Here is a 19,975-nt window from a genome sequence, read left to right as displayed (position 1 = left end):
CTCGCGATCGCACGTCCTATCTTTAGGAGGCACCTAGATCGCAGTAAAAACAACGGTTTGTTGAAAAGGCTCAGGATTTGTAAGAAAACGACAAAGATGGCTGAAGCACTTAGGAAACGCTTTTAACGCTTCAGGATTGACTAGCACTTGTTGTTGCTAAACCTGCCAGTGTTCGGGTCTAGAGACGCGAGAGTCTGGCTCTAGGGTGAGTAACCGTCGGTGGCGCGGTCGCTAGGCTACTTCTGCTCCCAGTGATTGCAGTCGATAGAGACTGGTATATAGTCCGTTGCGAGCCATCAAAACATCATGTGATCCATCTTCGATTAGCTGTCCTTGGCGGAGGACTAAGATGCGATCGGCATTGCGAATTGTCGAGAGCCGGTGAGCAATAATAATTGCGGTGCGATCGCTCAGGAGATCATCTAAAGCCTCTTGAACAAGAGCTTCAGTGCCGACATCTAAATTCGCTGTCGCCTCATCCAAAATCAACACCTTTGGATCGCGAATGGCCACCCGCGCAAACGCCAATAGCTGCCTTTGTCCGCCCGACAAATTTGTCCCGCGTTCCCGTAAAGGAGTGGCATAGCCTTGCGGCAGCGATTCAATCAGCGTGGCAACATTGGTGCGACGCGCTGCTGCCTGCACCGCCTCCTGGTCGTAGGGCTCTCCCAGCGTGATGTTGCTGCTGACATCCCCGGCAAACAGAAAGCCGTCTTGGAGAATGACGCCTAGGTGACGCCGCAGCTCGACCTGAGGTAGATTTCGGATATCAATGCCGTCAATTAAAATCCGTCCTTGAGTTGGCTCATAGAGGCGACAGAGCAGGCGAATAATCGTACTCTTTCCGGCTCCAGTCGGCCCCACTAGTGCAACCTTTTGACCGGGTTGAATGGTGATGTTGAGGTTTTGAATGACCGGCTCATCGGGCTTGTAGCCAAACCAAACATTTTCAAAGTGAATTTCTCCAGACTGTGAGGTTTCAAGGCTCAGTTGTTGGGTCTGGGCGGCATCGCGAATTTCAATTGGTTCATTGAAGATGTCGACAATTCGCTCGATCGCTGTAAATCCAGCTTGAATCGAGGTGAATTTTTCAGCGAGTTGGCGCAACGGGTCAAACAACCGCTGCGAGTAAAGAATAAATGCTGCTAACAGACCAAAATTCATTTGGTCTTGCAATACCAGAAAGCTGCCTAACCAGAGGACAGCCGCGATCGCAGCCAGCGAGATCCATTCCAGCGTGGCGGAAATGGCCGAGTCGTGAAAGATCGTGCGATCGACGGCTTCGAGATAGCGTTGATTCGCCACTCGAAACTGCTGGGCATTGTAGGCTTCGCGGCGGAAGCTTTGGACAATGCCAATCCCGACCATGTTTTCCTGCAAGCTGGCGTTGAGGTTCGACAGCTCCTCGCGGGCTCGGTAATTGGCTTTGCGGTAGCGTCGCTGGAAATAGAGGATGACAGCCGTGGTGGGCGGCAATAAAACGGTCAGCAACAGCGCCAATTGCCACTGCAACCAAAACATGGCGATCGCGATCGCCAGCAATGAAACAATATCGCTGAGAATACCGATCGCGCCGGTCGAAAAGACTTCGCCGAGGGCTTCGACATCGTTGGTGAGTCGTGTCACCAGCTTGCCCACAGGCGTGCGATCGAAAAAGCGCACGGCCAGAGCCGTGACGTGCTGGAACAAATCTTGGCGAATGTCGGCGGTCACGCGCTGACCGACTTCCTGCACGTAGTAGCCTTGGACGCCTCGGAAGGCCAGCCGCACAACGATCGTGGCCAACAGTGCCAAGGAGAGTAGGTTCAAGCCTTGACTGCGGCTCATGCCCTGCAGCATTTCCCAGGTCGGCTTGTTCTGTAGAACCGAGATCGCTTGCCCCACCAGCATGGGTTGCACGGCGCCGGCCAAAGCCAAGGGCACGAGCAAAATCAACGATCCGATCAGTAACCGCTTGTGGCGACCGAGGTAAGGCAAAAGCCGACTCAGTAGTGACCAATCATCCCAACGACGTAACAGAGCAAGCATGAATTAAAGCGTGGACCAGGTCATGCTTCACCCTAGCAAGTTGCTGCGATCGCCTGAGTGACACTCTGCCGCAGCTCCTCGATTAGTTCACTAATGCCATCTGCATTGATCCGATAGGCCAAGGGGTTGGCGATCAGGCGAGCCGTACTGTCAAACAGCGTCTCGATCTCAACTAAGCCGTTCTCGCGTAGGGTTTGACCCGTGGCAACTAAATCGACGATCGCTTCTGACATACCGGTAATCGGCCCTAGTTCCACAGAGCCGGAGAGCGGCACAATCTCTACAGGCAAATCGAGATTGTGGAAATAGTCGCGAGCACAGTGCACAAATTTGGAGGCAATGCGACAGTGGGCTGGCAGGTCAAGTACTGAACGATAGGGACTGCTGGCTTTGACTGCGATCGACATACGGCACCCGCCAAACCTGAGGTCGATCAGCTGCGCCACTCTCGCGGTTTTCTCCCGCAGGACGTCATAGCCAACCACACCAAGTTGAGCCTGCCCGTATTCCACATAGACCGGTACGTCCGAGTTGCGTACCAGTAAAGCCTTGGCCCGTTCCTGGCGATCGAGAATCTGTAGCTGGCGATTTCCAGGTTCCAAAAAGGCGCTGAAGTCGAGCCCTGCGGATTGCAGCAAGCGAATGCTGTCTTTGAGTAGGGCACCTTTGGGCAGGGCGATCGTCAGCATGGTGGCAGGCAGCAAAAGTCCTTCGATCGTATCAAAGTGCCTTGTTCAGCCCCGTCTGTCCCTAAGCGGTTCTAATGACCGTCTGGGTGTTTGAGGGTGGTTCTCAGCGCTGCCAGATAATCAAGATCAGGCAGGTTGCGATCGCCGCAATAGTGGGAACAACTGCTGGACTTGCCTCTAAACAACTACACGATCATTGCTGCTCAATGCTTGGATAGCGGCTAAGATCCCTGCACGATCGCTCTCTCATAGGGCATCACTATCTCCGGGAGTTTCAATCGAGCGGTGTCTGGCTCTAGCAATCAACCACCTGTGGCCAAGTCTTCTGCTGCTGACCCAACGAGCGATCGGCCGGCTGCTGCAACACCCAAGGGGCTACCTTTTTGGAAGGCCAAACCGGCTTCTACCTCTCGATCCCGTCAAGCGCGAGCAGAAAGACGGCGAGCCCGCCGAGAGGCCCGAGCGGCTCGTCTACCGCGATCGGGGCGACAGCATTGGTTAGGGGTAGCGCTCATTCTGGCGATCGGGGCGGCTGGTGTCGCTGGGGCTGAAATCGCGCGGCGGCGATGGATTCAGCAGCTCCCTAATCCCAAAGAGGTCTAGCTTCACGCGACCGGGCACGATCACCATTCTCTCGGCCGACAATACCGTTCTGCAGAAAATTGGGCCGGCCACGCGCGACAAGGTGCCCTTCAAGCAGATTCCCCTGCGTCTACGTCAGGCTTTCCTCGCGGCTGAGGATCGGCGCTTCTACGAACATAGCGGTATCGATCTGTTCGGGATTGCCCGCGCCAGCGTCACAAACCTGCTCAGCGGTCAGGTGCAGGAGGGTGCTAGTACCATCACCCAGCAGCTGGCCCGCATTGTTTTTCTCAGCCAAGAGCGCAGTCTGCAACGCAAGCTCAACGAAGCGCTGATGGCGCAAAAGCTAGAGCAAGAGTTGACCAAGGACCAAATCCTTGAGCAGTATCTCAATTTGGTCTATCTCGGGGCAGGGGCCTACGGGGTTGCTGATGCTGCTTGGACTTACTTCAGCAAGCCAGTCCAAGACCTCAGCCTAGGAGAAATGGCAACGCTGGCGGGGCTACCCCCCGCGCCCACAGCCTACTCGCCTTTGGTCTCCTTGGAAGTGGCTCAAGAGCGGCGTAATAGTGTGCTGAGCCGCATGCAAGAGGTGGGCTTCATCACCCCATCTGAGGCAGAAGCTGCTCGCCGCGAACCCCTTGCGCTCAAGCCTGCAGCACCGAAATATGCTCAAAGTCTGGCGCCCTACTTTACCGACTACGTTCGCCAGGAACTGCCACGCTTTGTTGCGCCGGATGTCTTGGAGTACGGCGGCCTGACGCTCAAGACGACCTTGAACTATCGCTGGCAACAAGCGGCGGACCAGGCTATCCAAAACTCGACCTACGGCAGTTTGCAGGGGGCTCTCGTCAGTATCGATCCTCGCGATGGGGCAATTCGGGCGATGGTGGGCGGGGTGGATTTCAATCGCAGCCAGTTCAACCGCGCGACCCAGGCCTATCGTCAGCCGGGTTCCACTTTCAAGATGTTTGTCTATGCGGCGGCGATCGCTTCAGGAATGTCGCCCTCCCAGGTCTACTTGGATGCCGCGATCAATTTGGGGGGCTATAAACCGCAAAACTTTAGCCGTAGCTTTAGTGGCTCGATCAGTCTGACCCAAGCGTTGACTAATTCCGTCAATATTGTCGCGATCAAGGTGCTGCGGGATGTTGGCATTGACAATGTCATTCGGGTGGCCCGCCAAATGGGAATTCGGGCGGACTTGGCGCGCTACTATCCCTTGGCATTAGGAGCCTCAGACGTCACGCTGCTGGAGATCACCAGTGCTTACGGCACTCTGGCCAATCAGGGGAAATATCTGACACCCCACCCGATCGCTGAAATCATCGATCATCGCGGTCGAGTCCTCTACCAAGACAAACAGATCAAGCCAGTGCAAGCCCTCGATCCTGGGTCTGCTGCGATCGTGACATCCATGCTGGAGCGCGTTGTCACCTCTGGAACGGGGGCTGCTGCTTACCTGCCCGATCGCGCAGTGGCAGGGAAAACGGGCACGACCGAACAAGCTCGCGACCTCTGGTTTATTGGCTACATCCCGCAGTTGGTGACCGGGGTTTGGCTGGGCTACGACAACTTTGCCCCGACTGGCAGTGGGAGTAGTGCAGCTGCGGTGGCTTGGTATCGCTTTATGGTCGAGGCCATTAAAGACCTGCCCCCCGAAAAATTTCCGCCGCTGCCGAACCCCGATCAACGGAAACCGCTCTTTAAAGCTCAGTTCACAAGTGGCAGTGACCTAGGGGGGATCGATCGTGGACCCGGCCGCTATGACTACGGCGCTGGCATTGAGTTGGCGGACTCCCCCAGTTTTGCTGGCAGTCTGCCCGCCGCACCAGCCTCCAATGCTGGCTCGAGCCGTTCCCGCGATCCCGAACCGGAATATAGCAGTGAGCCGGCGGCGGAAGAACCCCGCTACGAAGATGCTCCCCCTGAGGCACCGGTGAATCTTTTGAGCCGGGACCCAGTGCCGTCGAAGCAGAACCCGCTCCCCCAGCACCCGTTGAACCGCAGGCACCGGTGCCCCCTCCACCTGAACCCACTGCACCACCCCTCCCCGTGGAGCCTACGGCACCTCAGCCTCAGGCCCCCTAGCTTTTATTGCCAGCCTATTGCGACCGCCAAGACCACCAGCGATTGACCGTCTTGGCAGTCAAACGAGCTCAATGCTTCAGCGCTGAGCGATAGCTCAAATCCCTAGACTGAGGAGCGGTCTGTCCCGTACTGTCAAACAATCGCATCGGTTGATCGATGAAGCTGTTATTTGTTGTCCCACACTATTGGAAGCCGACAGGCGGAAACTATGGTTCGTTGGGTGCCGATCCCAGTCCGCGTGTGACGGCTCTTAGCAGCTTGATTACGGCGTTGCATAGTCAATTTGGCCCTCAACAAGCACTGCTCCAAATTCGCGATCGCACACTTCAACCGGCCAACCAACAGAAAGCAGTTCAGGTTGAAATCGCAATTTTTACCACTCAGGACTGTCATGTCCTCGAGCATCTTGCGCTTCCCAAGACGCTTTATCAGCATCACCCAGTCGACTGTGAACCCATGTTCTTGGGCTTTGCAGCGCAAGCCTACCTGCGCGATCGCCAGCACGACTTTGACTGGTATGGCTTCCTCGAAGACGATCTGATCATTGAAGATCCGCTCTTCTTTCTTAAACAGCAATGGTTCCAGGCAAATGTTGGCAGCCAAGCGGTACTGCAGCCCAATCGCTTCGATTCCTTGCTGACCGATAACAAGCCCCATAAGCTCTACATCGATGGACCTAATAGCGGCATCGCTGTCCAGTTCTGGCCCGATCGCGAGGCGATGCAGCTAACCGGAAAGTTTCTTGGCTTTCCCATTACTTTTGAACGCAGCGTTAATCCTCACTCAGGTTGCTTTTTCCTGAGTCAAGCTCATGTGCAAATGCTGGTCGCTCATCCCTGTTTCCTCGATCGCGATACTCGCTTTGTGGGTCCCCTCGAAAGTGCTGCCTCTCTGTCCCTGATGAAGGTGTTTCGAGTCTATAAACCTGCAGCACTCCAAGCTGCTTTCCTTGAAATCCGCCATCATCCTGCCAACTTCCTGAAAAACTTACGCTTCTCGGCAGGAACGGTTGCCGCGAAGTGATGAAGCCTGCAGCGATCGCGGATGCTAGCGGCCAGAGTGTAGGCGTTTTGCTGAGGTCTTGGGCATGAAACGCCGAGAACTGCTGGTGTTGGGTGGACTGAGTACGATCGCTGCTGGAATGGGACGGCAGTGGTTCCAACCGGTGAGCGCCCAAGCCATTACCCCACTGCCAGCAAGCGATCGCCCTTTAGATTTGCGCTTCATTGCAGTGGCGGATACGGGCACTGGTGCGCGGGGACAATACGATGTGGCTGCCGCGATGGAGCGTTACCGGCGTGCCAATCCTTACAAACTTGCTGTCTTAGCCGGCGACAACATCTATAACAACGGCGAAATCGAGAAAATTCAGGCGGTGTTCGAGCGGCCCTATGCTCCTCTGCTGAAATCGGGTGTGAAGTTCCGGGCGGTTTTAGGGAATCACGATATCCGCACGAACAACGGCAACGATCAGGTTCGCTACCCTGGCTTCAACATGACTGGGCGCTATTACCAATTCCAAGAAGGGCCAGTTGCCTTCTTTGCGCTAGATACCAATGGCAATGCGGATTGGAACAAGCAGCTGACTTGGCTCGATCGCGCCCTACAAGCCAGTAATGCCCCGTGGAAAGTCGTGTTTGGCCACCATCCGATCTATTCATCCGGCTTCTATGGCGTTAATCGGACGCTGCTCGGCCGGCTGGTGCCCCTGTTCAAGCGTCATGGTGTGCAGCTTTACATCAGTGGACATGACCACAGCTATGAACGCACGCAGCCGATTGATGGGACGACTTACCTCATCGTCGGTGCCGGGGCTGGATTACGGCCGGTGGGCCGCTCGTCTTGGACAGCTCAATCTGCCAGCACTCTCAGCTTTGCCGGCCTCGAAGTCTATGGCAATGAGCTGCGGATCCAAACGTTTGATAAAGACAGCCGCCTCATTGACCAAGGACAGATTTTTGCCTAGGGCTAGGGGCTGCAGGCTGGAGTCAGTGGAATTCTTCAGCCTGCTCGCAATCCCCCAGCGGTTGTGCTCTAGTCGATCGAGATTTTGGTGGGGCCATTTCCGCTGCTGGGCGGGGTGACAGCTGCACCACGGCGGAAATCGCGATAGAGGCGATCGCGCCACTCGAAGAAGACCGTATAGTCAGGGTTATCGACGAGGCCAGGAATCCCACGCCCGCGCAGACCAGCGGGAATATCGATCGCGGCAGTGGTCGGAAACTTCAGGAAGAGACTGTGCGCTGCGATCGCTAAATCTGCCAGCACGGGGCGATCGCCTAAGAGATAGGGTTGGTTCTGTAGGCGCTGACAGAGTGCCTGTAGGCCCTGCTCAAGGTTGAGACGAGCAGTGCGGAGGGTTTCGGGGCTGAGACCTACGCCACTGCCAAGGACGCTAAAAACCTCACTCGGGACAGCGCTGACCAAGTTGCGCAGCGGACCCGGCACCTGGTTTGGCAATGCTGCTTCCCGCAGACTAGGATCCCAGCCGAGAGCGCCGAGGAGTACGGTGCGGACATCCGTCGCAAAACTGCGATCGGCCCAATCTTCGAGCAAGACATTCAGGGCTTGCTGCTGCGGATCAGCCAAAGTCAATGGCGGCTCTGGAAACTTTTGATCGAGGTACTGCGCGATCGCGGTGGAATCAGCGATCGCTTCGCTGCCATCTTTCAAAACTGGGACTTGGCGCTGTCCCGACAGGCGAAAGACCTCGAATTGACCAATGCCCGGGGTCACTTCCTGTTTGCGATACTCCAGACCCTTGAAGTCGAGAATCAGCCGAACCTTTTCGCTGTAGGGTGATAGCTCAAACTGGTAAAGCTCCAGCATTGGGGCGTTCCTCGGGTGACAGCAAGACTCTATCAAACATAAACGCTTGGCTGCCTTGCCCTTGGATCAAGAACCGACCTCTCAATGTCGACCTCTTAGAGGCCAAATAGTTTAGAGGCTTGCTGGGGACATTGCTCGATTAGAAAACCGGCGAGTTGGGCTCCGAGAGTCTCTGCTTTTTGGGGCATTTGTAACTCGGCCTCGGTCAGGGTTTGGTCGCTAATCCAGCGATTGAGTTGCTGGGTGACAGCTGCTTCGAATTGCTGGGGGCTGGGGCTGTTGATGGTGCAGAGATCTTTGGCAAAGTCCTTGAGCTGGCGATCGCTCGGGAGGGCGAGAGCAGGCAGCGGCAGCCAGACGAAAGCCAAAATCCAGAGACGCAGCATGCCCATGTCGTGAGTGATCCAATGTCTTGACATTAGAATGCCGTGGCAGGCCGGATTCGCCTAGCCTTTCGGCCAGAAAAAAACGGCTGAGAGAAAAATTCCCAGCCGCAATTCAGTCATTGATTCAGACAGTCTCGATACCCAGTCCTAGGACACGGTTTGAGCAGCGAGGAGTTCTTTCAATTTTTCGAGTTCTTGAGCCCAGCGAGGATCGGGTTGGAAGCCTTCGGGACCTGACGAGATGACCCGAGGAGCGCTTTTACCCGAGCGGCGATTATCGTTACCACCGCCACCACTGCGACGACGGTTGTTGCCGCCTTCATTGTCGCGCTCGCGCGGTTGCGCTTTTTCGAGCTTGAGGGTGCTGCCCTGGACTTCGGTGCCGTTAAAGCGCTCGATCAAGGCATCAGCTAGCTCATCGCTGGCAACCGTTGCGAAGGCAAAGCCGCGCGATTTGCCGGTTTTGCGATCGGTGACCAATTTGGCCGAAACTTCGCCGGCTTCTGCAAACACCGCATCCAACTCGGCTTGCTCAATGACGCGCGGTAAATTGCCGATGTACACACGAACTGACATGGTCACTGACCTCTCAAACAACAAACGGGATAAGGGAACCCCGTCATGGCAAAACTGTCCGTCTTCGACGTGAAACGTAAATTCCGAGTAATCGCGGGATGACGCCCTTGGAAGACTGAAGCGATAGACCGGTAGCAATCTCCGGCTCGGATGGAAACCACCCGAAGGACTTGAAAACCAAAGAGCCTTGCAGGCACACCTGGAACTGTAGATTGCGTAAAAAAGCCTATGCCACTGATTAGGCTAACACGGCATTTGCAAGCTATTGAGGAAGAGGAGACTCTTGAAGCCAACGCGCGGCAAAGGCGATCGCCCCCGCTGAATCGGAGAACTGTTGCTCCGCTTGGGCAACCCGTAGATCCTGCAGTAGTTGGCCGAGACGCGGTCCACCGCGAATCCCCAGAGATACCTGCAGATCGGTGCCACTGACGAGGGGCTGGAGATGAGCGATCGGGTCATTGGGCGTTTGGTAGCGCCGCAGCAAGGTTTGGCGCAACTCACTAGCTTCGAGCTGGACGAGCAGCACGGGTACCAACTTACCTAGGGTCTGAAACAGCGCAACCTGCCCTGCGGTAGTGGCTGCTTTGCTGGTTTGACAGTCTTGCCAATGCTGCTGGAGTTGCAGTAGCGATCGCTGCTCGGCTCGACTACTTTTGAGCGCCAAGAGCGACTCCAATGCCCGATCGCGATCGCTTGGGAGCAAGCGCGTTAGCCAGGCATAGGCCAGATGACTGAGCCTGCCCCCAGGCCCGATCGCGGTGAACCAGTGCGGCCATTCAGGCGCCTGCGCCTGCAGTTGTTGCCAATGATCAGCCAGAGTGGACATGCATTCCGGCGTTGCCTCAGGGAACCAAGGGGCCAGTAGTCCACTGGCGATCGCTTCGACCAAAACCGGATGGGGGGGCGGCACGTTGAGTAAGCGCTGTAATTCCGCCCAGATCCGTTCCCCAGCCACCTGTGGCAGGAGTGGCGCTAACTGAGCGATCGCTGCCGCAGTCTCGGGCTCGATCGAGAAACTGAGTTGAGCTGCCTGTCGATAGGCGCGAAGCAGACGCAGCGGGTCGTCCACCAGATTTTCAGGGGCAACCATGCGCAGCAGCCCTTGCTCAAGGTCGGCCTGCCCGCCTAAGGGATCGATGACAGTCTGCCGCTGCCAGTCGTAGGCGATCGCGTTGATCGTAAAATCGCGCCGCCGCAGATCTTGCTCCAGACGATCGCCTTCCTGCTGAGCAAAGTCAACGGTCATGTCGGCAAAGACAACCCGCGCAATCTGGCGATCGGCGTCGAGCAGCACAAAGCCAGCCTGGTGCTGCCGGGCCAAGGATCGAGCTGTTTCGACGGCGCCGTTGGGCACCACCCAATCCAGATCAAGGGGGTCGCTTAGGCGACCCAACAAGGCATCTCGAACAGCACCACCCACCAAGCAAGCCCCAGCTGGCAGACCATCAGCCGAGAAAGGCCAAGCTTGAGGGTTAAACCGTGCAGCGAGAGCAGCATCCATAGGGGGGCGATCGCAATTCCTGAACAGGTCAAAGGCTGGATGATTAGCGGGTTGCTGTCTGCAGAGATTGACGCCCGTAGACCAGTGCTGCAAGCAGCCCCGCTACCCCGAGCAGTCCCATGGCTAGGGGTAGTCCTAATTGTGCAATTAGGCCGCCTGCTAGCAAACTGCTGACACCGCCCCCCCCCAAGGTGGCGATCTGAGTCAGACCCGCGACGCGCCCGCGATATTCCCGGGGGGCAAGAGCCTGACCAATGATGTTGGCTCCTGCCAGCAGACCAGCCGTTCCAAAGCCAATCAAGGCGGCTAGGAAGAGAGCTATGCCTGCGTTGGGCTGGAGGGCAAAGCCGACCTGCGCGATCGCTGTCACGCCGGTTGCCAGAATCAGCATTTGGCGAGGCCGACCGATAACCGATTCGCTGAAGCGCTGTTGCAGTAGACCGGCGGTGATGCTGCCGATCGCAATGCTGGCCGTCAGCCACCCCAAGGAGAGCGGATCGGGGCCGATGTAGGCCTTCGCCAGCACTGGCACGATCGCAGGATGGAAAAAGCCGATTACGGATGCCACGCCTGCAAACAGTGTGATGCTGCGTAGTTGTGGGGTGATGCCCTGCCAAGCTTGGGTCATAGTCAGGCGATGCTGCGGCTGCTCGGCTGCTGTCAGCGATCGCGGTTGCATCACAAGGTTGACGACGGCGATTGGCACCAGGTAGCTGAGAGCGTCCAGGCTCAAGACCCAAGAAGGGTGGAGGAAGGTCAAAGCGAACCCCCCCACTGGTGGACCGATCAGCTTGGCGACATTGAAGATGACGGAGAACTGGGCCAGATAGCCTGCCAAGGTTGCTTCTGGAACAATGAGGCCGACATATTTCAGGCGCGAAGTCAGCTCGTAGGCGCTGGCAATACCAACGATTAGCGTGCCGCCGATCAGCGCTGTTACTTGCCCAGCAACCCAGCCATTGCAAAGGACGTAGCCGATCGCGGAAAAAATGGCCCCAATCAGCAAAAAGTACTGCGATCGCTTGAGGACGGATTCGGACCCAATGCGATCGGTGAGCGTGCCTGCATGGGGTGAAAGGAAGACTGCCGGTAGGCTGAGGCAAGCAAAATTGACGGCCAGCAAGAGTGGCTGCTGGGTCATGTCTTGAATTAGCCAGCCTTTGGCGATGATTCCAGCGAAGGATCCAATGGAAGAAACGCCCGCTGCCACCAAAGAGCATTGTCGCTGCCGGCGTTGGAAAGGCACGAGCCAGCGCGACTCTGAGGTTTTAACCAGCATGGGCAACTGTCCTGGGAAAAAAGTGAATCAAGTTCTTTCCCAGTGTGGCGCGATCGCCCCGTGTGCTGGGCGGCAGGTCAGTTGCGATCGCTCAGCGTAAGCCTAAAGCGAGTCCAGTTCGCGCTTCAAGACTGCTAATTCAGAATCGATCACTTCAATCTCAACCCGCTGAATTAATGACTGAGAGTCAGGACTCCAATCTATGTCATCAGCGTTGACGAGAGCTTGAAATTGACTTGTGCAATCAGTGGCAGCTAAGTCGGCACTGGCCTGCGGGCCTAGAATTTCTTCCTCCATGCGCTCAAAAGCAGCCATGGAAGTATTGTTGCTGAGACGACTCACCGAACCTTGCAGGCACGATTGAGCAGCAGCGATATCTGCCTGCGCCTTCAACATGTTTGTCTGAGCCCTAGCCGTGGCGACTTGCCTTTCAGCGTCTACTAAGCTGCGGTTGAGTGTTGCAATATGCTCAGTTTGCTGAGTTAACTGTCTCTTCAACCTCAACACTGTTATGTTGCAGGATTGCATCTCTTGCTCAGCGCGTCGCACCGAGTCTTGCTGCCCATGCTGTGTAGCACGCTGTATGTGCTGTCCCCAAATATTAGCCTGCGACTGTACCTCTGCTATTTGCAGTTCAAGGCGCTGCTTGCCTACGTTTGCTGTAGCCACTGCTTGCCGGAGTTGAATTAGTGCTTTCTGTATATCTGCGAAAGCATTCTCAATGGCTTGTCTAGGATCTTCTGCTCCGCCAATGCGATCGAATAGTGCCATTGTGCAAACCTCCGATAGGAGACGCCGTGGAGTGAGGCAGAGTTAAAAAACTGCTCCATAGCATGGCACACTGCGGTGCTTGCTTGTAAATACTCGTGAAAATTGAGGCGATCGCGGTAGTGCTACAGCATAAAAAATCAGCAACCGACCCAAAGACCCATTGCTGAAGTTGCAGAGTATGCAGTTTGGAAGAATGCTCTAGAGTCCGTCGAGTTCGCGCTTCAGGGCTTCTAGTTCTGCATCAACTGTGCTGGGCTGAGAAACGCTGACGGGAGTTGCGGCACCCGGGGGCAATGCCGTAGTCGCTGTGGGTGCACCCGCCAGTTGGGCTTTCATTGCTGCGAGTTCATCTTCCACATCGCCGCCTGCTTCCAGCGATACAAACTGACTTTCGAGGTCGGTGCCTGCTAGTTCAGCCGAGGCTTGAGCTTTCGCCTCCATGCTCAGAACTTTCTCTTCCATCCGCTCAAAAGCAGCCATGGAGGTATTGGTGCTCAGGCGACCAACAGCACTTTGCAGTTGCTCTTGGGCCTTGGCCGCTTGAGCCCGCGCCTTGAGCATGTCTTTCTTGGTTTTGGCCTCGGCAATTTTGCCTTCGAGCGCTACCAAGTTGCGCTTGAGGGTGTCGACTTGTCCAGCCTGTTGATCCAGCTGAGTCTTCAGGGCAACGGCCGTTTCATTGAAGGTTTTCTTGCGGCTCAGCGCTTGACGCGCCAGATCTTCTTGGCCTTTTTGCAGAGCGAGTTGAGCGCGCTGCTGCCAGCTGGCGGCTTGGGTCTGTGCTTGATTCATCTGCTGCTCGATGCGCTTTTGACCTGCGATCGCGGTCGCGACGGCTTGCCGCAGTTGAATCAGATCCTCCTGCATGTCCATCAAGGCTTGCTCGAGAATCTTTTCAGGATCCTCAGCCTTGCTGACCATGTCATTCATGTTGGCTCGGACAACACGGCTGATGCGGTCGAAAAGTCCCATGACGCAAACTTCCTATTCGCGTTGACGCGCCCCACTCTCAAGGCTGGGGCTAATATCCCAAAGCTTGGGAAAAGACGCTGCGGTTGGCGCTGAGATTCAGTGTAGCAAGGAGGATCTGGCTGACGGTCAAGTCCTAGGGTGAGCAAAAGACCGGATTTCCGTCCTTGCTGGCTGGGTCAGACTCCGCTTGCTGAGGCCCAATTTAGGGTGCTGTCTTGAGCTCGGTGCTATAGCCCTGCTGCCGAAACTGCTGTTGACGCGCGGTAGCCGCTTGGCGATCGCGAAATTCGCCCACCAAGAGGCGATCGCCTTGCACTTCCGAACCGGGGATGAGTGCGGCTAGTTGGGTAAGGTCTTGACCGGGGCTTGCCTGAACGAACAGCTGAAAGCGGGGGCGATCGCGGCCTTCAGGATTAATTTGGCTGAGGCGATCGAGACTGAGATCGGCAAATTCGCGCTGGCTGAGATCGGGTCCTTGGAAGGCGACGCTAGGGGAGGGAGCGGGCGTCGGCGATCGCTTCACCAGTTGACTGCCAAGGGCGACTGCAAGCACCAGCACTGTGGCGACCACTGAGACGGCATAGAGGGGTGTGCGATCGACGGGCAGCAAGCGTCGCCAGCCCTGATGACTGGCCGCAAACAAGGCTTCTGTAGAGTCAAATTCCTGCTGAGGCGGCGGCGTTATGGGCGTTACAACTTTGTCCCAATCTGGGTTGGCTTGGCTCCAAGCTTGGAAGTCTCGCAGCTCCTGGTCGAGGCTGGTATCACTCCCCTGCAGGATTCGCTGAACTGGCTCGGGCAATGAAGAAGGCATAACAATTAGAGAGAGCCAACGCGCTCGTTAGTGTAGCGGCTGAGCAGCCAACGCCAACCGCTTGTTGCTGTGAATGGCTGTTTTCACACTGAGTCCTTGTTGGTTTTCTCTGGCGTAAGGTCTGGTCATGCAACCCCGATCGCTCGAACAGCTGCTCCGGCAGTTACAGCAAGATCCGCGCTGGCAGCAAGATCGCACCCTGCGCCAAATTCAACAGCGCTGGTCTGGTCTGGTGGGGCCGGCGATCGCTGCACAAGCTGAACCTGTCGCAATTCAGCGGCAAACCCTGCAAGTTGCCGTGAGTTCAGGGGCTTGGGCTCAAACCCTCAGCTTTGAACGCCTCCGGCTGCTGCAGCGCCTGCGTCAGGAATTGAAGATTAAACCGCAGGAAATTAAGGACATCCGCTTTTCAACGGCCTATCGTGATCGCCGCACAGTGACGGCCCCCCTCGAATCCGATCGCCAGCGGCAATCCTGGCAAGCTCATCCCTGCCGCTGGGGCGAGACGCTGAACCCAGCGATCGCCAGTGATCCACTGCAGCGACGCCGAGACCTCAGCCGTCGCTTACCACGCTGTCCACGCTGTGGCATTCCCACCCCACCGGGAGAATTGCAACGCTGGCGCTGCTGTGCACTCTGCATTCGCCAACAGTGGTCGTCCCCCACGGGCTAGAATTCTCAGAATTTTAATTCTGCGCTCCCGAGAGCTGGCCCTAGTAACAGGTCACTCATTTACCTGTTCTGCTCTGTTTTTCTTGATCCCCGACCTTAAAGTCCTCAAAACTCTGTTGTTTACGTCTAAATTGCCACCAGATAAATTTCCAGATGTAACAAATTCACGAAAAGATTCTTAAGCTGTTTCTCAGAAAATAATCCGTCTAAACACTGACGGCTATTCATGTTTAGGGCGTTCAGTCCCCCTGAAAGTTAAGAATGACTTTGGGATCATAGGCTCGTGATTCGTGAGTGCGATCGCAATGGCCCCCTTCCCCATAACCTGTCGGTACTGCCAGTTCTACTCAGCTGACCGTCGCTGGGCCGGCGAATGTCAACTTCTGCACGTCACCGTTGGCAGCGACTGGCCAGCCCGCCGCTCTAGTAGTCAACTATTTTCAGAGCCGGCTGCGGCGCTGGTCCACAAAAGCCCCTCTGTCTTGCCGCTGACTGAAGCGGAGTGGGGACTGGAAGCGATGAGTGTGCCGCTGCAAGTTGGCGTGGCTTAGAGCATCAGCAGGGGTTTGTGGCTCTGGCGTCAGCATTGCCAAGCAAAACTAGGCCAGTTGCTGAAACCAAGCGGTCAAGGCGAGCGCCACGGCATCGGCCGCGTCATCAGGACGCGGAATTGCGTCTAGCTGTAATTCCCGTTGAACCGCTTGTTGGACGGCTAACTTGGGGGCATTACCATAACCCGTAAGGGCTTGTTTGACCTGGGCTGGCGTGAACTCACAGTAAGGCAAGCGGCGCTGCCGTAAAACCAACATCAGCACTCCTCGGGCTTGTGCAACCGCGATCGTGTTGCCCATGCGGTAGAAGAACAGCTTTTCGACGGCGACTGCATCCGGCTGCACCAGATCAATGAGCTGATGCAGATCCTGATAGATCGTTTCGAGGCGATCGCCAATCTCTGCGCCAGCCGGCGTTGAAATGACGCCGAAGTCCAGTAGTTCCAGACTGCCTTGGCGTGAGTCAGGGCAGAGCAGCGCTCCGAACCCCACGATCGCCAACCCCGGATCGAGCCCAAGAATGCGCTGACCCACGATTGGTAAGACACAGAAGCCAGCGATCGCGGCGCAGACTCCGGGACTGGAGGGGTAAAAGCTTCTGCCAGAGGCGATCGCCCCAGTCGGTTCTCCAGCAACTGCATCACCTCGCGACCAAAGTCGTAGGGATTGCGCTGGAAGGCTTCGAGACAGACTTCACCAAAGAATGAGCCCATGGGTTCCGGATTCCAGAGCAGCTTTTTCGCTGTCCAAGGCATCATGCTCATCGGGTTGTAATCCCGCTTCAGCACCCCTTGCTCAAAGGCGTAATCTTCAAGATGAGTGTGCGGTTGGAGGCCGATGAAAAAGATCGCAGGTTCAACTTTGTCTGCCCCAAAAATCGCCTCTAATTCGCGGTGATAGGCGATCGTTTGGCGAATCGTTTCCTCTCGCTCATCAATGACATTGAACGAGTAGTTGACCGACACTAAATCGTTGAAACCAGCCGCCTTCAGCGCTCGGCAATTTTCCAAAACGGTGCGCAAGTTATAGCCCATCCGCATTTTGCGAACGAGTTCTTGTGACCCGCTGGTGATGCCAATCTCGAAGTAGTTCATGCCGGTTTGCACCATCAGCTCGGCCAGCTCAGGGTCGAGATTGTCGGCGCGGATGTAGGCCGCCCAGTGAATATCGGTTAGACCTGCCGCTAGAATTTCACGCAGGAGTACTTTGGCATCTTCGATGTAGCGGCGTGCTGGAATGAATTGCGCATCCGTAAACCAGAAGTTGCGCACGCCGCGATCGTAGAGCTGGCGCATTTCCGCCACGACTTCCGCAGCCGGATTGACGCGAACTTGCTTGCCTTCGACAACCGTATAGACGCAGTAACAACAGTTATGGGGGCAGCCACGTTTGGTCTGAACGCCGATGTAAAAGTCGCCGTCCGCCAAGTAGTAACCAAATGCTGGCCAAATCGACTCGATGTAGTCGTAGTTGCAGGCCGTTTTAATTAGCGGCGTCGGTTGCTCGTGGATCAGTCGCGATCGCGGTTTTTCGGCACCGGCCACGTAGCAGCGTTCATTAGCAATCGATTCGCCCCGCAGCAGTTTTTCCAGCAGGGTTTCGCCTTCGCCGACCGAAACGATTGTGCCCTTAGCGAGTTTGTCGCCAAGCTGCTCGTAGAAGACACTGACCGCACCACCACCGACGACCGTCCGCACCTCCGGACAGTAGCGCTGAGCGCGTTTCTGCGCCCGTTTAATCAGCCCGAGATTGCGCCAAAGTTCCGTGTAGTAGGCGCTGACGACTTGGAAGCCCCCGAGAGCACCCCGCAGCCGAATCAGCGGATTACGACCGTAGTAGAACTCAAACGAGTTTTGGAGTGGATTCCCACCACGACCGCCCACCGGTGCGTAGATCTGAATATCTCGCCAGGAGAAGACCAGCAGCGTCGGTTGGAACTGGTCGATCGCCCGATCGAGCGCGGGTTTATAGTCCAGCGGCGGCACCGTTCCGAGGTCAAAGATCTGCTGCTCGATCGCCGGAAACTGCTTGTGGACGTGATCCGCGAGATAGACCACGCCGATCGGGAAGATCGGATTGCAGGGAAGACGGACGTAAAGAATGCGATCGGCCATAGCCACGGCGAAAGACCCAAGACCTCTACCACCATAGCGAGGTCTGATCAGGACTCGGATTCAGTGGCTGTTACGGGGTGGGCACTTCGTCGGCAAAACTGTGCCAGCGCAGGAAGTGAAATGGCCCCGCCACCGATCCCCAAACCTGTTCATCGGTTTCAGGATGACGGCCGCGATCGAGGCTGATCATCTTCTCGTCGTCGATTTCAAATTCGCTTTCGAGATAAGTCGCCTGGCCCTTGCGCTCAACAATGCAGCCCTTGCCGGGTTCTACGACGCCTTTGAAGCCATTCCCCGTCCAATGGGTGATGAGGGTGCAGCCCGGTAGTTTCTCGAGGCGATCGCGTGTCAATTTGGCCAGGCGATCGCGATCGCGGGACGCCCCAAACAAGTCCTCGCCATCAATGACCCGGAAGTTCTCAATTTCGATGTGGTCGCCCGCAGGTACCAATTTCAAGACACGGGCGCGATAGGGCTGATTGACGTCGAGGTCGTAGGCTTGCTCCACGTAGAGGCTGAGGCCATCCAGAACCTCCAGCGCCAGCGGCCGCATACAGACACGGATATGGGCGAAGAAAGGCGGATTTTCGAAGGCTTGGGCTTGATTGCTGAAGTCGGCAGCCAGCCAGCGGGCTAGCGTCAGCACGTCGGTGGCGTGGGTCATGGGGCTCAGCTCACAATCTGCAGGTTCAACTATCTCAGATAGCGGAAGCGACCTTAGTCAATCTCGGGTGGCTTGTGCTGCAGGAGACGCTCAGACGAGGGAAGCGTCCGGTTTTTATTAATCTAGGTAAAGACAACCTGCTCAAGGGAACACACTGCGTGTCCTACGAATTGCCAGCATTGCCCTTTGACTACACGGCACTGGCGCCTTACATCACCAAGGAAACGCTGGAGTTCCACCACGATAAGCACCACGCGGCCTACATCAATAACTACAACAACGCCGTCGAAGACACCGACCTCGATGGCCAGCCGATCGAAGCCGTGATCAAAGCGATCGCGGGTGACGCTAGCAAAGCCGGTCTGTTCAACAATGCGGCTCAAGCTTGGAACCACAGCTTTTACTGGAACTCGATCAAGCCCAATGGCGGTGGCGCTCCCACCGGCGCGTTGGCCGACAAAATCGCCGCTGACTTCGGCAGTTTCGAGAACTTCGTGACCGAGTTCAAACAAGCCGCAGCAACCCAGTTCGGCAGCGGCTGGGCTTGGTTGGTGCTGGACAATGGCACCCTCAAAATCACCAAAACCGGCAACGCCGACACCCCGATTGCCCATGGTCAAACCCCGCTACTGACCATCGATGTCTGGGAACACGCTTACTACCTCGACTACCAAAACCGTCGTCCCGACTACATCAGCACCTTCGTTGAGAAGCTGGCGAACTGGGACTTCGCCTCTGCCAACTACGCAGCTGCGATCGCTTAGATTGCACCTGAACTAATGCTGCTCTGACAGCGATCGCTAACGCTCGGCTCCGGTCGGGCGTTGCGCGTTTTAGGCTGAGAAAGCCGCTTTTCGCAGAAACTGTCGTGCCCCTCAGCGATCGCGCCCGCCAACTGTTGCCCCAAGCTCGCCTGACGACTTTTCAGGCATGGCAGACCGAGATTCCGGCGGAACTGCTGACGCGCTTCCAAGCGGCTGAGGAGGAGCAGCGCTTTTTGACCGATGCGGATTTGGTCGCGATCGCTTTAGCCTGCCTCCCTAATGCCAACCCGACGGCAGCCCGGTTTCTGCGCGATGATGCCGACGAATTAATCGCGATCGCCCGTGCTGATTTGCTCGATCGCTTTCCCGGCATTACCGAACTGGGTGGGGCGCTCTACCCCGAGGCGCGATCGCAGTCTTGCTGGCGCGATTGTTGGCAGTTTTTGCGTTGTCTCAGTTACGGGGTTGCAGCAGGACGGGCCGACTACGCCACGCCTGCGGGCTTTGAAGCTTTAGCCGTCGTTTACGAAGAATTGGAAGTGCCGATCGCAGCCATGCAACAGGCGATCGAAACCTTATTAGGCGTTGCCTTAAAAAGATTTCCACCAGAAGTGCAGGCCCAACTCCAGCCCTGTTTTGACACGCTCCAAACCGGGATTCAGGCGATCGTAGCCAGTTCTAATCCGACCTGA

20 protein-coding genes and 1 pseudogene are annotated in these 19,975 nt (G+C 56.5%); 8 read left to right on the top strand and 13 right to left on the bottom strand.

Going from position 1 to position 19,975, the window contains the following annotated elements; all coding sequences use genetic code 11:
- Positions 1-231 precede the first annotated feature (231 nt).
- Together SYC_RS03905 and hisG are read right to left on the bottom strand one after the other, a co-directional pair.
- On the bottom strand, positions 232-2,028 hold the full coding sequence (locus SYC_RS03905; protein WP_011243067.1) for an ABC transporter ATP-binding protein: 1,797 nt from the start codon (positions 2,026-2,028) through the stop codon (positions 232-234).
- Between the two features lie 32 nt (positions 2,029-2,060).
- Positions 2,061-2,717, bottom strand: coding sequence for an ATP phosphoribosyltransferase (hisG, locus tag SYC_RS03900; protein WP_011243066.1), 657 nt, complete (start codon positions 2,715-2,717; stop codon positions 2,061-2,063).
- 312 nt (positions 2,718-3,029) lie between these two features.
- Between hisG and SYC_RS13530 the strand changes: the two genes are divergently transcribed.
- The 4 genes from SYC_RS13530 (at position 3,030) to SYC_RS03885 (ending at position 7,356) form a co-directional block, all read left to right on the top strand.
- Positions 3,030-3,320 (top strand): hypothetical protein, encoded by a 291-nt coding sequence (locus SYC_RS13530; RefSeq protein WP_231621333.1) that lies wholly within the window; start codon positions 3,030-3,032, stop codon positions 3,318-3,320.
- An 82-nt stretch (positions 3,321-3,402) separates the two neighbouring features.
- Positions 3,403-5,436 (top strand): transglycosylase domain-containing protein, encoded by a 2,034-nt coding sequence (locus tag SYC_RS03895; protein WP_011243064.1) that lies wholly within the window; start codon positions 3,403-3,405, stop codon positions 5,434-5,436.
- A gap of 110 nt (positions 5,437-5,546) precedes the next feature.
- Entirely contained in the window at positions 5,547-6,413 is an 867-nt protein-coding gene (locus SYC_RS03890) for a hypothetical protein (protein ID WP_011243063.1), read from the top strand.
- A 64-nt stretch (positions 6,414-6,477) separates the two neighbouring features.
- Positions 6,478-7,356: a metallophosphoesterase family protein gene (locus tag SYC_RS03885; protein ID WP_011243062.1), complete on the top strand. Its 879-nt coding sequence runs from the start codon at positions 6,478-6,480 to the stop codon at positions 7,354-7,356.
- Positions 7,357-7,424: 68 nt separating this feature from the next.
- Here the strand turns inward: SYC_RS03885 and SYC_RS03880 are convergent, their stop codons facing one another.
- The 8 genes from SYC_RS03880 to SYC_RS03845 all read right to left on the bottom strand — a co-directional run bounded on the left by SYC_RS03880 (position 7,425) and on the right by SYC_RS03845 (position 14,518).
- A complete protein-coding gene (locus SYC_RS03880) occupies positions 7,425-8,219 on the bottom strand; it encodes a glutathione S-transferase family protein (protein ID WP_011243061.1) in 795 nt (264 codons plus the stop codon).
- A gap of 95 nt (positions 8,220-8,314) precedes the next feature.
- Entirely contained in the window at positions 8,315-8,638 is a 324-nt protein-coding gene (locus SYC_RS03875) for a hypothetical protein (RefSeq protein ID WP_011243060.1), read from the bottom strand.
- A gap of 114 nt (positions 8,639-8,752) precedes the next feature.
- Positions 8,753-9,181 (bottom strand): RNA recognition motif domain-containing protein, encoded by a 429-nt coding sequence (locus tag SYC_RS03870; RefSeq protein ID WP_011243059.1) that lies wholly within the window; start codon positions 9,179-9,181, stop codon positions 8,753-8,755.
- 262 nt (positions 9,182-9,443) lie between these two features.
- Positions 9,444-10,682 carry a CCA tRNA nucleotidyltransferase gene (locus SYC_RS03865; protein ID WP_011377730.1) on the bottom strand — a complete coding sequence of 413 codons (1,239 nt, stop codon included), beginning with the start codon at positions 10,680-10,682 and terminating at the stop codon, positions 9,444-9,446.
- Positions 10,683-10,725: 43 nt separating this feature from the next.
- Positions 10,726-11,961, bottom strand: coding sequence for an MFS transporter (locus SYC_RS03860; protein WP_050738280.1), 1,236 nt, complete (start codon positions 11,959-11,961; stop codon positions 10,726-10,728).
- A 102-nt stretch (positions 11,962-12,063) separates the two neighbouring features.
- On the bottom strand, positions 12,064-12,732 hold the full coding sequence (locus SYC_RS03855) for a PspA/IM30 family protein (RefSeq protein WP_011243056.1): 669 nt from the start codon (positions 12,730-12,732) through the stop codon (positions 12,064-12,066).
- Between the two features lie 198 nt (positions 12,733-12,930).
- Complete coding sequence (locus SYC_RS03850; protein WP_011243055.1) at positions 12,931-13,704, bottom strand: PspA/IM30 family protein; 774 nt, start codon at positions 13,702-13,704, stop codon at positions 12,931-12,933.
- 202 nt (positions 13,705-13,906) lie between these two features.
- A complete protein-coding gene (locus tag SYC_RS03845) occupies positions 13,907-14,518 on the bottom strand; it encodes a hypothetical protein (RefSeq protein WP_011243054.1) in 612 nt (203 codons plus the stop codon).
- Between the two features lie 127 nt (positions 14,519-14,645).
- Between SYC_RS03845 and SYC_RS03840 the strand changes: the two genes are divergently transcribed.
- Entirely contained in the window at positions 14,646-15,191 is a 546-nt protein-coding gene (locus SYC_RS03840) for a DciA family protein (RefSeq protein ID WP_011243053.1), read from the top strand.
- A gap of 304 nt (positions 15,192-15,495) precedes the next feature.
- On the top strand, positions 15,496-15,741 hold the full coding sequence (locus SYC_RS03835; RefSeq protein ID WP_041676947.1) for a hypothetical protein: 246 nt from the start codon (positions 15,496-15,498) through the stop codon (positions 15,739-15,741).
- A 48-nt stretch (positions 15,742-15,789) separates the two neighbouring features.
- On the opposite strand, the gene ruvC is transcribed toward SYC_RS03835, so the two are convergent.
- The 3 genes and pseudogenes from ruvC to SYC_RS03820 all read right to left on the bottom strand — a co-directional run bounded on the left by ruvC (position 15,790) and on the right by SYC_RS03820 (position 18,519).
- Positions 15,790-16,275 (bottom strand): crossover junction endodeoxyribonuclease RuvC, encoded by a 486-nt coding sequence (gene ruvC / locus SYC_RS03830; protein WP_011243052.1) that lies wholly within the window; start codon positions 16,273-16,275, stop codon positions 15,790-15,792.
- Positions 16,276-16,313: 38 nt separating this feature from the next.
- A pseudogene (locus SYC_RS03825) lies at positions 16,314-17,855 on the bottom strand (photosystem II high light acclimation radical SAM protein); the annotation flags it as partial.
- A gap of 70 nt (positions 17,856-17,925) precedes the next feature.
- Entirely contained in the window at positions 17,926-18,519 is a 594-nt protein-coding gene (locus SYC_RS03820) for a chromophore lyase CpcT/CpeT (RefSeq protein ID WP_011243050.1), read from the bottom strand.
- Positions 18,520-18,677: 158 nt separating this feature from the next.
- On the opposite strand from SYC_RS03820, the gene SYC_RS03815 reads away from it, so the two are divergent.
- Together SYC_RS03815 and SYC_RS03810 are read left to right on the top strand one after the other, a co-directional pair.
- A complete protein-coding gene (locus SYC_RS03815) occupies positions 18,678-19,283 on the top strand; it encodes a superoxide dismutase (protein WP_041676946.1) in 606 nt (201 codons plus the stop codon).
- 104 nt (positions 19,284-19,387) lie between these two features.
- Positions 19,388-19,975: an allophycocyanin alpha chain-like protein gene (locus SYC_RS03810; RefSeq protein ID WP_011377737.1), complete on the top strand. Its 588-nt coding sequence runs from the start codon at positions 19,388-19,390 to the stop codon at positions 19,973-19,975.

The sequence above is a fragment of the Synechococcus elongatus PCC 6301 genome, assembly GCF_000010065.1.
In the GTDB taxonomy this organism is placed as follows: Bacteria; Cyanobacteriota; Cyanobacteriia; order Synechococcales; family Synechococcaceae; genus Synechococcus; species Synechococcus elongatus.
The sequence above is the reverse complement of the archived record's forward strand: the minus strand, read 5'-3'. Positions and strand labels throughout refer to the sequence as shown.